The organism is Pseudolysinimonas sp., from assembly GCF_057350545.1.
Map to the genome: position 1 here is coordinate 1 of NZ_JBMRCP010000007.1, position 14,078 is coordinate 14,078.

Annotated in this window: 15 protein-coding genes and 1 riboswitch; of the genes, 6 read left to right on the plus strand and 9 right to left on the minus strand. The window is 70.3% G+C overall.

The genetic code is table 11. The features are described from left to right. The 4 genes from ACO1X9_RS01065 to ACO1X9_RS01080 all read left to right on the plus strand — a co-directional run. A partial coding sequence (locus ACO1X9_RS01065; RefSeq protein WP_486348980.1) for an ATP-binding cassette domain-containing protein occupies positions 1-623 on the plus strand: 623 nt, incomplete at its 5' end. After that, positions 620-1,483 carry an ABC transporter permease gene (locus ACO1X9_RS01070; protein ID WP_486348981.1) on the plus strand — a complete coding sequence of 288 codons (864 nt, stop codon included), beginning with the start codon at positions 620-622 and terminating at the stop codon, positions 1,481-1,483. The genes ACO1X9_RS01065 and ACO1X9_RS01070, both read left to right, overlap by 4 nt. Next, positions 1,480-2,310: an ABC transporter permease gene (locus ACO1X9_RS01075; protein ID WP_486348982.1), complete on the plus strand. Its 831-nt coding sequence runs from the start codon at positions 1,480-1,482 to the stop codon at positions 2,308-2,310. The genes ACO1X9_RS01070 and ACO1X9_RS01075 overlap by 4 nt, the downstream gene beginning before the upstream one ends. Before the next feature lie 96 nt (positions 2,311-2,406). Next, positions 2,407-3,174, plus strand: coding sequence for a DUF4184 family protein (locus tag ACO1X9_RS01080; RefSeq protein ID WP_486348983.1), 768 nt, complete (start codon positions 2,407-2,409; stop codon positions 3,172-3,174). Here ACO1X9_RS01080 and ribH read toward each other — a convergent pair. Genes ribH through ribD form a run of 4 tightly spaced genes read right to left on the minus strand, consistent with a single transcriptional unit; the run spans position 3,155 to position 6,705 of the window. After that, positions 3,155-3,625 (minus strand): 6,7-dimethyl-8-ribityllumazine synthase, encoded by a 471-nt coding sequence (gene ribH, locus ACO1X9_RS01085; protein WP_486348984.1) that lies wholly within the window; start codon positions 3,623-3,625, stop codon positions 3,155-3,157. The two genes, ACO1X9_RS01080 and ribH, sit on opposite strands and share 20 nt — an antisense overlap. Continuing rightward, positions 3,622-4,962 carry a GTP cyclohydrolase II gene (gene ribA / locus ACO1X9_RS01090; RefSeq protein ID WP_486348985.1) on the minus strand — a complete coding sequence of 447 codons (1,341 nt, stop codon included), beginning with the start codon at positions 4,960-4,962 and terminating at the stop codon, positions 3,622-3,624. Before ribA ends, ribH begins: the two co-directional genes overlap by 4 nt. Next, positions 4,959-5,645 carry a riboflavin synthase gene (locus ACO1X9_RS01095; protein ID WP_486348986.1) on the minus strand — a complete coding sequence of 229 codons (687 nt, stop codon included), beginning with the start codon at positions 5,643-5,645 and terminating at the stop codon, positions 4,959-4,961. The genes ribA and ACO1X9_RS01095 overlap by 4 nt, the downstream gene beginning before the upstream one ends. Before the next feature lies 1 nt (position 5,646). Beyond that, on the minus strand, positions 5,647-6,705 hold the full coding sequence (gene ribD / locus ACO1X9_RS01100; protein ID WP_486348987.1) for a bifunctional diaminohydroxyphosphoribosylaminopyrimidine deaminase/5-amino-6-(5-phosphoribosylamino)uracil reductase RibD: 1,059 nt from the start codon (positions 6,703-6,705) through the stop codon (positions 5,647-5,649). A gap of 67 nt (positions 6,706-6,772) precedes the next feature. Continuing rightward, positions 6,773-6,902, minus strand: a riboswitch (FMN riboswitch). A 228-nt stretch (positions 6,903-7,130) separates the two neighbouring features. Between ribD and ACO1X9_RS01105 the strand changes: the two genes are divergently transcribed. Beyond that, positions 7,131-7,994, plus strand: coding sequence for a DUF559 domain-containing protein (locus ACO1X9_RS01105; RefSeq protein ID WP_486348988.1), 864 nt, complete (start codon positions 7,131-7,133; stop codon positions 7,992-7,994). 12 nt (positions 7,995-8,006) lie between these two features. On the opposite strand, the gene ACO1X9_RS01110 is transcribed toward ACO1X9_RS01105, so the two are convergent. The 4 genes from ACO1X9_RS01110 to ACO1X9_RS01125 are packed head-to-tail and all read right to left on the minus strand — an operon-like array spanning position 8,007 to position 11,451. After that, positions 8,007-8,555 carry a GNAT family N-acetyltransferase gene (locus ACO1X9_RS01110; protein WP_486348989.1) on the minus strand — a complete coding sequence of 183 codons (549 nt, stop codon included), beginning with the start codon at positions 8,553-8,555 and terminating at the stop codon, positions 8,007-8,009. After that, positions 8,552-9,556: a tryptophan--tRNA ligase gene (gene trpS / locus ACO1X9_RS01115; protein WP_486348990.1), complete on the minus strand. Its 1,005-nt coding sequence runs from the start codon at positions 9,554-9,556 to the stop codon at positions 8,552-8,554. The genes ACO1X9_RS01110 and trpS overlap by 4 nt, the downstream gene beginning before the upstream one ends. Positions 9,557-9,568: 12 nt before the next feature. After that, complete coding sequence (locus ACO1X9_RS01120; RefSeq protein WP_486348991.1) at positions 9,569-10,402, minus strand: exodeoxyribonuclease III; 834 nt, start codon at positions 10,400-10,402, stop codon at positions 9,569-9,571. 41 nt (positions 10,403-10,443) lie between these two features. Next, positions 10,444-11,451: a YihY/virulence factor BrkB family protein gene (locus ACO1X9_RS01125; RefSeq protein ID WP_486348992.1), complete on the minus strand. Its 1,008-nt coding sequence runs from the start codon at positions 11,449-11,451 to the stop codon at positions 10,444-10,446. A gap of 323 nt (positions 11,452-11,774) precedes the next feature. Between ACO1X9_RS01125 and ACO1X9_RS01130 the strand changes: the two genes are divergently transcribed. Beyond that, positions 11,775-13,316 (plus strand): sigma-70 family RNA polymerase sigma factor, encoded by a 1,542-nt coding sequence (locus ACO1X9_RS01130; RefSeq protein ID WP_486348993.1) that lies wholly within the window; start codon positions 11,775-11,777, stop codon positions 13,314-13,316. A gap of 336 nt (positions 13,317-13,652) precedes the next feature. On the opposite strand, the gene ACO1X9_RS01135 is transcribed toward ACO1X9_RS01130, so the two are convergent. After that, a partial coding sequence (locus ACO1X9_RS01135; protein WP_486348994.1) for a 4Fe-4S dicluster domain-containing protein occupies positions 13,653-14,078 on the minus strand: 426 nt, incomplete at its 5' end.

Genomic DNA, 14,078 nt, shown 5'->3' on the forward strand with positions numbered 1-14,078 from the left:
ACGGGCGCTACTTCGGGCTGCCGCACGCGCACATCGCGAAGCGCGCCGACGAGCTGCTCGACTTCGCGCAACTCGCCGATCGCAAGAAGTCGAAGGTCGACGACCTCTCCGGCGGCATGAAGCGGCGCCTCACGATCGCGCGCGCCCTCATCAACGACCCGCGCATCCTGCTGCTCGACGAACCCACGACCGGTCTCGACCCGCAGGCGCGCCACATCCTCTGGGACCGGCTGTTCCGGCTCAAAGAGCAGGGCACGACGCTCGTGCTCACGACGCACTACATGGACGAGGCCGAGCAGCTCTGCGATCGGCTCATCGTCGTCGACAAGGGCCGCATCATGGCGGAGGGGTCGCCCGCGTCGCTCATCCGCGAGCACTCGAGCCGTGAGGTGCTCGAGGTGCGCTTCGGCTCCGACAAGAACGCCGGCGCCGCCGAGACCCTCGCGGGAGTCGGCGACCGGCTCGAGGTGCTGCCCGACCGCATCCTCGTCTACGGGCACGACGGCGAGGCGGCGCTCGCCGAGGTGACGAAGCGCGGGCTCCAGCCGATCACCTCCCTCGTGCGTCGGTCGTCGCTCGAAGACGTCTTCCTCCGCCTCACGGGAAGGTCGCTCATCGAATGACGGCACTTCGACAGGCTCAGGGCCCGAGCGCGCTGACCCCTCGCGCCGGCCTCGACGACGCGACCCTGGCATCCCGCAGCCGCCGCTACGGCGCCTGGTACGTCGTCGAGCACAAACTGCGCGCCGTGCGGGCGTTCTTCTGGACGATGCTCGCCACCGCGTTCGGCACGCCGTTCCTCTACCTCTTCACGTTCGGGGTGGGGCTCGCGACGCTCGTAGTCGACCGTCAGGGCGGCGAGTTCATCGACGGCGTCGGCTACCTCGAGTTCGTCGCGCCCGCGCTCATCATCAACGCCGCCGTGCTCGTCGCCGCCGAGGAGTACATGTTCGGCATGGTCATGGGCTTCAAGTGGAACATGATCTTCATCGGCATGAACGCCGCCCCCATCTCGGGTCGGCAGATCGTCGACGGGATGCTCATCTACGTCTCGATCCGCGCCGTCGTCACGGCGGCCATCTACTACGGCGCGGTCGTGCTGTTCGGCGGCACGGTCTCGGCGTGGAGCATCCTCGTCGTGCCGATCGCCGTGCTCACGGCGCTCGCCTTCTCGCCGGTCGCGGCGTGGTCGGCGACGATCTACGAAGACCGTGGCCAGTTCAACATCGTCAACCGGCTCATCATCATGCCGCTCTCGCTGTTCAGCGGCACCGTGTTCCCGCTCACGCAGCTGCCGATCTTCCTGCAGTGGATCGGCTGGGTGTCTCCCATCTGGCACGGCAGCGAACTCGCTCGCCAGTTCTCCTACGGGCCGACCGAGCCGATTTGGCTCACCGTCGTCCACGTGCTGTTCCTCGTGGTGCTCGCGGTGTTCGGCTGGTGGCTCACGGTGCGCATCTCGACGAGGAGGCTCGCCCGATGAGTGCGACGACCGCCGCCTACAAGAAGGCGACCCGCGCGTCGGGGGGCGTGCGCGCACTCTACGCCGGCAACGCCCGTGCCGTGCTCGGCCGCGGACTGCTCGCGACCCGCAGCACCAACTGGTGGATCGTCATCACCGGGGTCTTCGAGCCGATCTTCTACCTGCTCTCGCTCGGCCTCGGCCTCGGCGGCCTCATCGGCTCGGTGCAGGACTCGTCGGGCAACGAGATCCCGTACGCGGCGTTCATCGCGCCCGCGCTGCTCGCGGTGTCGGCCATGAACGGGGCGATCTACGACTCCACGTGGAACGTCTTCTTCAAGATGCACTTCGCGCGGCTCTACAACGGGATGCTCGCCACCCGGCTCGGTCCGCTCGACGTCGCGCTCGGCGAGATCTCCCTCGCGCTGCTGCGCGGTGCGGCCTACGGCGTCACGTTCCTGCTCGTCATGCAGGCGCTCGGGCTCAACCTGGGTTGGACGGCGTTCCTCGCGCTCCCCGCGATCGTGCTCATCGCGTTCGGCTTCGCGTCGATCGGCATGGGCATCACGTCGTACCTGAAGACGTTCCAGCAGATGGATGTCATCCCGCTCATCCTGCTGCCGATGTTCCTGCTCTCGGCGACGTTCTTCCCGATCACCGTCTACCCCGAGGTCGTGCAGTGGTTCATCATGGCGCTGCCGCTCTGGCACGGCGTCGAACTCGTGCGCGGTCTCACCACCGGGGTGCTCACGGTCGCCATGCTCGGTCACGTCGCCTACTACCTCGGCATGATCTGCCTCGGCCTCGTCTTCACGACCCGACGTCTGCGGTCGCTGTTCCTCGACTGAGAGTTTTGTCGACTTAGTTGCACATTGCTCCGTCCTCCGGGTGCAATCTGCAACTGAGGCGGCAGAAGTTCAGCCTCCGGGTGCCAGGCTGACGCCGTGCCCTTCACGCCGAGTCACGCGATCGTCGCGCTCCCGTTCGCCCGCACGCCGCTGCCCGCGGGTGCCGTCGCGATCGGGGCGATGGCCCCCGACCTGCCGCTGTTCTTCCCCTGGGTCTCGGCCTACGAGGTGACGCACGGGTTCCCCAGCCTGCTCGGGGTGTCGCTCCCGATCGCGATCGTGCTCTACGCGGTGTGGCGGCTCGCGATCCGTCCCGCGGCCTCCGGGTTGCTGCTGCCGGAGGCGCTCCGGGCGAGGATGCCGTGGGCCTGGGATCGGGGCGGGCTGCGGTGGCGCGACCTCCCGCTCGTCGCGATCGCGGCCCTCATCGGCGTCGCGACGCACGTCTTCTGGGACCTGTTCACCCATCCCGACCGGCTCGGGTCGGAGTGGTTCCCCGTGCTCGGTGAACAGTGGGGGCCGCTCGACGGCACCTCGTGGTTGCAGCATGCGTCGTCGGCGCTCGGCCTCGCCGGGATCGCCGTGTGGGCCGTGCTCGCCCACCGTCGGGCGGGAGCGGTGCACCGCACCGACCGACCCGCGGTGGCCGTCATCCGGGTGTCCGCGTGGGTCGCCGCCGCGGTCGCCCTCGTCGCCTGGTTCGGCGGGATGATCGCGCGCGACGGCTTCCCCGGCAGTTACCGAGAGTTGCGCGACACCGCGTTCGACGCCGGCACCGCGGCGGGCGCGACCATTCTCGTCATCGTGCTCGCGGCATCCCTCGCCGTGCGGGTGGTGCGAAGGGTCAGCCGCGCAGGTTCTTGAGCGTGCGGGCGGTCGCGAGGGCCGCCTCCGCCGCACGGGCGCCGACGTCCTCCTTCGACTCCGGCAGCCCGGCCCGGTCGAGCCCCTGCTGCTCGGTGTCGACCGTGAGCACGCCGAAACCGACGGGCTTGCCGGTGTCGAGCGCCACGCGGGTGAGGCCGTCGGTCGCCGCCGCCGCGACGTAGTCGAAGTGCGGGGTCTCGCCGCGCACGATCACGCCGAGCGCGACCACGGCATCCGCCCCCGCCTCGAGCGCCGCCTTGGCGACCACGGGCAACTCGAACGAGCCGGCCACCTGTACCTCGGTGACCGTCGCCCCCGACGCCGCGAGCACGCCGCGCGCGCCCGCGAGCAGCCCCTCCGAGATGCGCGTGTGCCAGAGCCCCGACACGATCGTGACCGCCAGGCCGGAGCCGTCGGTGTCGAGCTCGGGCATACCTTCGCCGCTCATGAGTTTCCTTCCACCGCGGACTGGAGGGCCGCGTCCTTCTCGATCTCAGCTGCTTCGTTGGAGAGCCGGGCGGCATCCAGGATGTCGTGGTCCGGCAGCGCGTGACCCATGCGGTCGCGCTTCGCGTCGAGGTAGCCCTCGTTGAACGCGCCGACCCCGACGACGAGCGGCACGAGCTCGCTCACCTCGACGCCGCGCTCGCGCAGCTGCCGGGCCTTCTCGGGGTTGTTGCTCAGCAGCCGCACCGACGAGACACCGAGGTCGCGCAGGATCGCCGTCGCCGCGCCGTAGTCGCGCGCGTCGGCGGGCAGTCCCAGCCGGAGGTTCGCGTCGAGGGTGTCGAAACCCTCCTCCTGCAGCTTGTAGGCGCGCAGCTTGTTGATGAGCCCGATGCCGCGACCCTCGTGGCCGCGCAGGTAGATCACGACGCCGCCCTCCGCATAGATCGCCTGGAGCGCCGCATCCAACTGCGGACCGCACTCGCACTTGAGCGACCCGAACGCCTCACCCGTGAGGCATTCGGAGTGCACGCGCACGAGCGACCCGTCGTGCGGGGCGCTGCCGTCGGCCGCGGGGGCGATCCACGCGACGTGGTCGGCGCCCGTCGAACGGTCGCGATACGCCCGCACGCGGAACGTGCCGTGCGCCGTCGGCACGTTGGTCTCCACCTCGAACGACACGCGCTCGAACTCCGGCACCTCGACGACCGCCTGCGGGTCGGACTCGCACTTGCGCTCCTCCATGAAGCGGAGCAGCTCCTCGATCGTGATGACCGGAACCCCGTGCTCCTCGCCGAGCTTGAGGAGCCCGGGCAGGCGCATCATCTCGCCGTCCTCCTCGACGATCTCGCCGATCACGCCGACCGGTTCGAGACCGGCGAGCTTGAGCAGGTCGACGGTCGCCTCCGTGTGACCGTCGCGCTCGCGCACACCGCCATCCACCGCCCGCAGCGGGATGATGTGGCCGGGCCGGATGAGATCCGTCGGCGTGGAAGCGGGGTCGGCCAGCACGCGCAGAGTGTGCGCGCGGTCGGAGGCCGAGATGCCCGTGCTCAGGCGGTCGGCGGCGTCGACACTCACCGTGTAGGCCGTGCCGCGGGGGTCTTCGCTCTGCGCCCACATCGGCGGCAGCGCGAGCCGGTCGGCGATCTCGTTCGTCATCGGCGCGCACAGGTAGCCGGAGGTGTGCCGCACCGTCCAGGCGATCCACTCCTGGCTCGCGAACTGGGCGGCGAGCACGACGTCGCCCTCGTTCTCGCGACCCTCGTCGTCGGCGACGATGACGGGCAGGCCCTTCGCGAGGGCTGCCAACGCCGTGGGGATGTCCGCAAGGCTCATGTGTTCTCTCCTGTCAGGGGGGCGTCGGCGCTTCCGCCGTGCCCATAGATGCCCGCCGAACCCGCGGCGAAAGCGCCGACGCCCCCCTCGTTCCGGGTGAGGTGGAGGAGGCGCTGCACGTGACGGGCGAGCACGTCCGTCTCGAGGTTGACCCGGTCGCCCGGGGTGAGGTCTCCGAGCACCGTCGCGGTGAGCGTCTCGGGGATGAGCGACACCTCGAACCAGTCGTCGCCCGCGTCGCTCACCGTGAGCGAGACGCCGTCGACGGCGATCGAACCCTTGCGCACGACGAGCGGAGCGTGCTCGGGGTCGAGCGTGAACCGCAGCACGCGCCAGGCATCCTGCGGCGTGACGGAGACGACGGTCGAGGTGCCGTCGATGTGGCCCTGCACGAGGTGTCCGCCGAGCCGGTCGCCGAGGGCCGCGGCGCGCTCGAGGTCGACGCGCTGCCCCACCTTCGCCGCACCCAGGGTGGACATCGCGATGGTGACGCCCATGACATCCGCCGTGAACCAGTCGGCGCCCTGATCGACGACCGTGAGGCACACGCCGTCGACCGAGATCGAGTCGCCGTGCTTCGCGTCGGAGACGGCGAGGGGCGCCCGCACCGTAAGCCGACCGGCGTCGCCGACCCGCTCCCAGGCGAGGATCTCGCCGACCTCTTCGATGATTCCGGTGAACATGTCATCCCTCCGTGTCGGTGGTCGAGTAGCGATCCGCAGGACCGCGTGTCGAGACCGGGTAGGCGTGCAGGTAGAGGTCGTCGCCGAGCTGCTCGACGGTGTCGAGACGCAACCGGCGGATGCCGGCCATGGAGGGGATGCCGAGGTGGTCGAGCGCGACCTTCGGTCCGCCGAGCAGGGCCGGGGCGAGGAAGATCGCGTACTCGTCGGCGAAGCCCGCGGCGATGATCGCCGAGGCGAGGGTGGGCCCGCCCTCGACGTAGACCCGGCGGATCGCCCGCGCGTGCAGGTCGCCGAGCACCTGACCAAGGTCACGTGTGCCGGTGACGACCACACCGCGCCGGTGACTGCGGAGCTTCGCGTCGGCCGGGATGTCGCGCGCCCCCACGACGACCGGCAGAGGCTGCTCGTGCAGCAGCTCGCCGTACTCGCCGCGCGCGGTGAGCGACGGGTCGTCCGCGAAGACGGTGCCGGTGCCGACGAGGATCGCGTCGCTGAGCGCCCGCTGCTCGTGCACCTTCATCCGTGCGGCGGAGCCGGTGATCCACTGACTCGAGCCGTCCGCGGCGGCCGCGCGGCCATCCAGGGTCGACGCCCACTTGACGGTCACCCACGGGCGTCCGCGGCGCATGACCTCGAGCCACGGGTGCAGCAGCGCCTCGCCCTCGGCCTCGAGCACGCCGTGGCTCACCGGGATGCCCGCCTCGGCGAGGCGCTGCGCGCCATGGCCGGAGATCGCGCCCGGGTCGGTGACCGAGTAGACGACTTTGGCGATTCCGGCGTCGAGGAGGGCGGCAGCACACGGGCCGGTGCGACCGGTGTGGTTGCAAGGCTCGAGGGTGACGACGGCGGTGAACCCGCGGGCATCCGCCACCTTGCTGAGCGCGTCGACCTCGGCGTGCGGGGTTCCCGCGCCCCGGTGCCAGCCTTCGGCGACGACGTCTCCCGCATCGTCGATGAGGACGCAGCCGACGCGCGGGTTGCCGCCCGTGAGGGGCCCCTGGGTCGCGAGTTCGAGGGCGCGGCGCATGGGGGCTTCGTACCGCTGGTGGTCGCTCATCCGTCGTTCCTGGGTCCGGCCAGGCGAGGGGAGGCGGCGCACCCGGGCACGCGGGGCGTGCACCGGCGGCGTGCATCCTCCCATCCGGACTTTGACCGTCGGTTCCGGAATTCCACCGGATCGGCTCCCCGCCTTGCGGCGAAGAGTTCGCGGACTATGACCGCCGGTGCGGGATTTCACCGCCCCTGGAGCACGTGCTTCGTATCACCAGGGTAAACCCGTCCGCCCCCGCGCGCATTCCCGGGGGCTGGAGGGGAGGCAACTCAGGAGAATCCGTCGGAATGCCGGCATTCGGGGCCATCGGTGGGCGAATCTCCTGAGTTGGCGACCCTAGTGAAGTCCTCCACCGACGGGAAAGTAGCCCTCCCCACCCATTCAGCGCCGGCTCCCCGCCGCGAGGATGGCGCGCGTCCAAGGATTCACGCATGCCGACGATGACGATCCGGGAGCTCACGGAGCGAGGGTGGACGTCCAAGCGCCTCGCGCGCGAGGTCGCACGGGGACGACTTCTCCGGGTGCGTCGCGGGCACTACGCCACCCCGGACACCGCTCCTGACGTCGTCCGCGCGGTCGAGGTCGGCGGTCGGTTGGGGTGCGTCTCCGAACTTCGGTCTCGGGGGATCTGGGTACCCGTGGCGACGGCCATCCACGTGCACCTCGCCCCGAACGCGGCGCGTTTGCGGGCGACGGAGGGGACGGTGCTGCACTGGTCGACTCCACTGTGCGAGTCGGGATCGACGTCATCCCACGTGTCTGCGATCGATGCCCTCGTCACCGCCTGCGATTGCCTCGCGCCATGGATCGCGATCGCAGCGATGGAAAGCGCGATCCGCTGCGGCGTACTCTCCCTGACGGAGCTGCAGCGCGGCACGGCAGCCGCCTCTGCGCGGGTGCGCTCCCTCGTCGTGCAGGTGCAACCGACCGCGGACTCGGGGTTGGAGACGATCGTCAGGCTGCTCGTCACCGCGCTCGGGTTCCGCGTTGCGGCGCAAGTCCGCTACCCCGGGATCGGCATCGTCGATCTCGTCGTCGAGGGATGGGTGGCCATCGAGACCGATGGCTCGCATCACGATGAGCCGATCGTGAGCGTTCGTGATCGCCGTCGCGACGCCCGGCACGCGGCAGCCGGTCGTACGCCGCTCCGCTTCCGCTACAGCCAGGTCATGAACGAGCTGCCGAGCGTCGCCGCGGCCATCATCGGGGCCGTGCGGCAACACCGCCGGGTGCGCAACTCAGGAGAAATCGCTCGGAGAGCCGAGATCAGGTTGCGTCGGCTCGATATCTCCTGAGTTGCAGCCCTGTCAGGCGAGCGGCCAGCCCGGCTGCGGGTCGCGGGTGTCGGTGGAACGCAGGATGCCGTGCCACGCGGGTGGGCGACTCCCGTCACGCGCGACGACGTCGGCAGGAGCCTCCCCGGTATACGTGAATCCGGTCGTCCGCGCCGTCGCGGCCGACGCGAGGTTGCCGACGAGACACTCCCAGCGCAGCTCGTCGCGGCCGAGGCTGAACCAGAACGTCGCGACGGCGTCGAGCGCCTCCGCCATGTAGCCGTGCCCGCGGAAGGGCGCCCCGAGCCAGAACCCCACGTCGGAGCGCGCCGCCCGCACCCCGATCACTCCCGCGAAGGCCTCGTCGACGCGCAGCGCCCACGTATACTCCGAGTCCGACGCCCACCCCGCCGGGATGTGCGACTCGATGAACCCGACGGCATCCGATCGCGTGTACGGCCACGGCGTCGTCAGGTACCGCTCGAACAGCGGGTCGGTGCAGTACTCCGCCATCGCGTCGACATCACCCGGCCCGGGCTGGTCGAGCACGAGCCGCGCCGTGACCAGCGAGACGGGAATCATCGCCGGGGGAGGAACCCGATGCGGTCGTACACGCGCGCGAGCGTCGCCGCGGCGATCGCCTCGGCGCGTTCGGCGTTCCCCGACAGCAGCCGGTCGAGCTCCGCGGGATCGGCGAGCAGCTCGAGCGTGCGCTCCCGCACCGGCGCAAAGGCCGCGACGACGGCATCCGCGGTCTCCGACTTCAGGTCGCCGTAGCCGCGACCGGCGAACGAGTCGACAAGCGCGGGCACCGGGGTGCCGCCGAGCACCGAGAGCAGCGACAGCAGGTTCGACACCCCGGGCTTCGACGCGGGGTCGAACACGATCGCGCGGTCGGTGTCGGTGACCGCCGACTTCACCTTCTTCGCGAGCACCGTGGGTTCGTCGAGCAGCCACAGGATGCCCTGCGGCGACTCGCCCGACTTCGACATCTTCGAGCCGGGGTTCTGCAGATCGAACACCTTCGCGGTCTCGGGGAGGATCGAGACCTCGGGGATCGTGAGGGTGTCGCCGAAGCGCGAGTTGAAGCGCGTGCCGAGGTCGCGCGTGAGTTCGATGTGCTGCCGCTGGTCTTCGCCGACGGGCACGATCTCGGCGTCGTAGAGCAGGATGTCGGCCGCCTGCAGGATCGGGTAGGTGAACAGCCCGACCGAGGCGGCATCCGACCCCTGCTTCTGCGACTTGTCTTTGAACTGCGTCATGCGGCTCGCCTCGCCGAAGCCGGTGAGGGTGTTGAGCACCCAGGCGAGTTCGGCGTGGGCGGGCACGTGCGACTGCACGAACAGGATGCTGGAGGCCGGGTCGATCCCCGCGGCGATGTACTGCGCCGCGGTGCGCCGGGTGGCCTCGCGGAGGGCTGCCGGATCCTGCGGGACGGTGATGGCGTGCAGGTCGACGACACAGAACACGGCGTCGTACTCGATCTGCATCTTCTTCCACTGCAGGAGCGCGCCGATGTAGTTGCCCGCGTGGAGCGAGTCGGCGGAGGGCTGCATCCCCGAGAAGAGGCGGGGCTTGGTCATGTGAGGTCCTTGCTAGAGCTGATAGTCGACGACGAGGGGGGCGTGGTCCGACCATCGCTCATCCCACGCGGCAGCCCGATCGACCTTCACGTCGACCACCTTAGCGGCCAGCTCGAGGGTGGCCGCCTGGTAGTCGATGCGCCAGCCGGCGTCGTTGTCGAACGCGCGACCCATCTGCGACCACCACGTGTAGGGACCGTCGACCTCGCCCGCGAAGCCCCGCCCGCCGTGGACGAAACCCAGCCCGGCGCCCGCGTTGTAGGCGGGGTCGTCTTCCGCGCCGAAGATCTCGTCGAGGTAGGCGCGCTCGCGCGGGAGGAAGCCCGACTTCTTGACGTTGCCCTTCCAGTTGCGGATGTCGAGAGTGCGGTGCGCGATGTTGAAGTCGCCCATCACGACCGCGAGCGGGTTGTGCGCCTTCACCGCGGCGACGTGGTGCAGCATCCCCTCGAGGAAGGTCCACTTCTGCTCCTGCTTGGGGGTGTCGACCACGCCCGAGGGCACGTAGCACGACACGACGGTGACGACCGTGCCGTCGATGTCGTAGTCGGCCTCGAGCCACCGCCCTGCGGAGTCGAAGTCGTCGGGGCCGAAGGTGACACGGTGCACGGACGCCTTCCGTCGTGAGGCGATCGCGACCCCCGCGCGCCCCTTCGCCGTCGCGGGGTCGTGCAGGATGTCCCACTCCTCGCCGAGCAGCTCTTCGAGGTGGGAGGTCTCGGCGCGCACCTCTTGCATCGCGAGGATGTCGACATCCCGACCGGCGAGCCACTCGCCCATGCCTTTGCGGAACGCGGCGCGCACCCCGTTGACGTTGACACTGGCGATGCGGAGGGGGCGGGTCACCCGTCCGAGGTTACCGGCGACCGCCGACCCTCACCGGCGCGTCAGCGACGCCCGACGAGCCTCTTCCAGAACCCGCGCTTCGGCTCCGGTTCGGGGGCCGGTTCGTACTTCTTCACGAGTTCGCGCGCCCGCTCCAGTCGCGCCTCGAAGGCCTTCTCGTCGAGCACGATCCCCTCGCCGTCGACCCCCTCCGCCATCCACGCCGCCCCCAGGAGGATCACCTGGCAGACGAAGTTGTAGTAGATGAGAAGGCCGGCGACCACGGCGAACGACGCGATGAGCGGGTTGTTACTGGCGCCGCCGAGCAGCAGCCCGCTCAGCACGGTCAAGCCGGTGATGCCGAGAGCGCCGATGAGGATGCCGCCGCGCAGGATGCGCCACGGAAGCCGCGCGCCGGAGAGCAGCCGGTAGAGGCCGAGGAGGGCGAGCGCGTAGACGAGCACCGACACGGCGATCGACACGGTGCGGCCGAGCACGAATCCGAGGACCGAGTCGCGGGAGACGCCCAGCCAGTCCAGCACGAGCGACGTCGCGCTCGAGCCCGCGAACGACAGGCCCGCCGCGGCGAGCAACAGCACCGCGAGGGCGATCCCGCCGACGAGGTCGAGCAGCTTCTGCATGAAGATGTTGCGCGCGATCGGGGGCAGGTCGAGCATCGTCCGCACGGAGGCGCGCGCGGCGTCGAGCCAGCCGAGCGCGACGAAGAGCAGGCCGGCGAGCGCGACGACGCCCGAGATGCTGAACGCGGCGCCGGACGCGAGGTCGTCGGGGTCGACGGCGCCCGTGCCGTCGCCGTCGTCGATGAGCCCGGGGATGGTCTCGTCGAGGAGGTCGATGATCGAGCCCTGCAGTCCCGAGTCGCGGCTCACGACGAGTCCGGCGATGGAGAACGCCACCCACAGGCCGGCGAACACCGCGAAGAGCGCCTGATAGGCGAGGCCGCCGGCGAGGATCGGGCCGCGCGCGAGTCCGTACCGCGTGACCACCCGAACGGGCTTGAGTCCCTGGATCCTCGCGACGAGGGCCGCGATCCGTTGCTTGAGGGGCATCCCGCCAGCCTAGGTCGGTGGGTGCGGGTGCTCTCGGGCTTGACGCCGTCGCAGAGTCGCCGTGCACCGCGCCTGAACGTCACCGCGGAGGGTCCGCTCGACGGGGGAGGAAAGCCCTCCCTCGTGGCGGGAGGACGGCCGCCGGGCTAGCGTGAAGTCAGGCGTCGGGGGACGCTGGCCCCCGAACAGGGGGTAAGACTCGGGGAATCCTCGCGTCATAGTAGACGGAACGGGCTGTCTCTTCAGGTGAAGGCACGGGGACTCACCATCCTCGACCTTCGACCCAAAGGGACAAACGAGAGGCCCGGGAATGGATCAGGGGGATGAGCGATCAGGACTCGAAGCTAACCACTTCGGATGCGGAGCTGATCGAGCACGCGCGATCGGGGGATACGCGCGCGTTCGGGGAACTGTGGCGTCGTCATTATCGTTCTGCCGCTCGCGTCGCCCGTCAGTTCACTTCGTCGATCGATGCGGATGACCTCGTCTCCGAGGCGTACGCACGGATCTACCAGCGTGTGCTGGCGGGCGGCGGCCCGACCGGTGCCTTCAGGCCGTACCTCTACACGACAATCCGAAATCTCGCGTCGAGCTGGGGAGCCGCGTCTCGCGACATCCAGGTGGACATGATCGAGGACTACGAAGACGACCGCATCCCGGACGACCCGGCCGCGTGGGCGCTTGACCGCACCCTCACGGCGCGCGCCTTCCGCACCCTCCCCGAGCGGTGGCAGACGGTGCTCTGGTACACCGAGGTCGAGGGGATGGACCCGCACGAGGTCGCCCCGATCATGGGCATGACCGCGAACAGCGTCGCCGCCCTCTCCTACCGCGCCCGCGAGGGCCTCCGGAAGGCCTGGCTGCAGGCGCACGTGTCGGATGCCGTGGCCGACGGGGAGTGCCAGTGGGCGCTCTCACGGCTCGGCGAGCACGCGCGCGACTCGCTCTCCCACCGCGACAGCGAGCGCCTCACCGTGCACCTCGCCGCCTGTGCCAAGTGCACCATCGTCTCGGAGGAGGTCGACGAGGTCGGCTCGCACCTCGCCATGGTCATGCTCCCGCTGTTGCTCGGCGGCGTCGTGGGCGGTTCGCTGCTCGCGGCCCTGTCTCAGCCGTCGGGGGCCCTCGCCGCCTCGCAGGTGCCGATCCCGGATGTTCCCGTCGCGCTCGAGACCGTCGCCGGGGGCGGCGTGCTCGCCGCCCCGATCATCGGCGGGCTGTCGCTCGGCGCCGCGTCGGGCACGGGTGCGCTCGTGGGCGGCTTCGCGCTCGTCGCGGTCATCGCCGGCAGCGTCGCCCTCGGGGTCGCGCCCACCGTGGCCGACGACGGGGGCTCCGCGACGGCGCCCGTCGCCGTCGAGCAGACCGTGGACGAGGACGACCCGATCGTCGGCACCGACGAGGGCGCGGTCGCCGGCCCGGTCGTCGGAACCGCGGGCGAGGTGCTGGGTGAGGTCGCCGACGATGTCGACACGATCGTCGGCGGAGTCGTCGACACGATCACGGGTGGGGCGCCGCCCCCCGGGCACACCGCCGGAGGAGGCGTCGTCAACGCCGACGTCTCGCTCAACCTCAGCGGCACGGGCACGCCCGGAGCGCACGTCTCCCTGCAGGCCGCGGGCCAGGTCTACGCGACCACGACGGTGCGTCCCAACGGCACCTACACGCTCGTCACGGTCGTGCCCGGCGGGGTGCAGAACCTCGAGCTCGTGCAGGCCGTCGACAAGCTCTACCTCGCGCAGCTGCTCGGGATCGACGGCGTGCTCGCCGAACTGCTAGGCACGCTCGACGGTCTCGTCGCGCACCTCGTGAAGCCGCTCACGCTCGGCTCGCCCACCAACGGGCTCACGATCCAGTACGGCTGACGGCAGCTCGCGGCACCGTCCCCCGAAAGCGGGTGACGGGTTCTCGTTTTTCCGCGTCATAGCCACGCCCCGGGGCCGTCTCTTCTAGTGAGGCCGCAAGGCCCGCCCTCCGCTGTCCCGGGAGGGCACTCGGCCCGGCCCGTGGTGATCCCAGCCTCCACGGGCCGGGCCTCAGGACACACACCCAGCAGTTCACTCCATGAGCGAAGGCCCCGAGAACCGGTAGAGGGTTCTCGGGGCCTTCTGCTGGTCTGGTCGCGCCGCCGCTCCTGCGGCGCGACGGGGCTTCGCTACGGCCGCGCGCGAGCGCCTTCCGCTCCGCGCGTCCTGCGTCTCTTACGACTTGACGGTGAGCTCTAGCTTCGGCAGCCCGGGATTGCCACGCAGGACGGCCTGCTTGACCTCGGCGATCGCCTTGGTGACCTCGATGCCGCGCGGGCACGCCTCCGAGCAGTTGAAGGTCGTGCGGCAGCGCCACACGCCTTCCTTGTCGTTGAGGATGTCGAGGCGCACCTGGCTGCCCTCGTCGCGGCTGTCGAAGATGAAACGGTGCGCGTTGACGATCGCGGCCGGGCCGAAGTACTGACCGTCGGTCCAGAACACGGGGCACGACGAGGTGCACGCCGCGCACAGGATGCACTTGGTGGTGTCGTCGAAGATCGCGCGCTGGGCGACCGACTGGATGCGCTCCTTGTCGGGCTTGTCGCTCGCGATGAGGAACGGCTGGATCTGCCGGTACGACTCGAAGAACGGCTCCATGTC

Excerpts from the sequence above, each read along its gene's own strand:
- ACO1X9_RS01130 (WP_486348993.1), top strand. The coding sequence starts at position 11,775 with ATGAGCGATCAGGACTCGAAGCTAACCACTTCGGATGCGGAGCTGATC.
- ribD (WP_486348987.1), bottom strand. The coding sequence starts at position 6,705 with ATGAGCGACCACCAGCGGTACGAAGCCCCCATGCGCCGCGCCCTCGAA.
- ACO1X9_RS01075 (WP_486348982.1), top strand. The coding sequence starts at position 1,480 with ATGAGTGCGACGACCGCCGCCTACAAGAAGGCGACCCGCGCGTCGGGG.
- ACO1X9_RS01110 (WP_486348989.1), bottom strand. The coding sequence starts at position 8,555 with ATGATTCCCGTCTCGCTGGTCACGGCGCGGCTCGTGCTCGACCAGCCC.
- ACO1X9_RS01105 (WP_486348988.1), top strand. The coding sequence starts at position 7,131 with ATGCCGACGATGACGATCCGGGAGCTCACGGAGCGAGGGTGGACGTCC.
- ribA (WP_486348985.1), bottom strand. The coding sequence starts at position 4,962 with ATGAGCCTTGCGGACATCCCCACGGCGTTGGCAGCCCTCGCGAAGGGC.
- ACO1X9_RS01070 (WP_486348981.1), top strand. The coding sequence starts at position 620 with ATGACGGCACTTCGACAGGCTCAGGGCCCGAGCGCGCTGACCCCTCGC.
- ACO1X9_RS01095 (WP_486348986.1), bottom strand. The coding sequence starts at position 5,645 with ATGTTCACCGGAATCATCGAAGAGGTCGGCGAGATCCTCGCCTGGGAG.
- trpS (WP_486348990.1), bottom strand. The coding sequence starts at position 9,556 with ATGACCAAGCCCCGCCTCTTCTCGGGGATGCAGCCCTCCGCCGACTCG.
- ribH (WP_486348984.1), bottom strand. The coding sequence starts at position 3,625 with ATGAGCGGCGAAGGTATGCCCGAGCTCGACACCGACGGCTCCGGCCTG.
- ACO1X9_RS01125 (WP_486348992.1), bottom strand. The coding sequence starts at position 11,451 with ATGCCCCTCAAGCAACGGATCGCGGCCCTCGTCGCGAGGATCCAGGGA.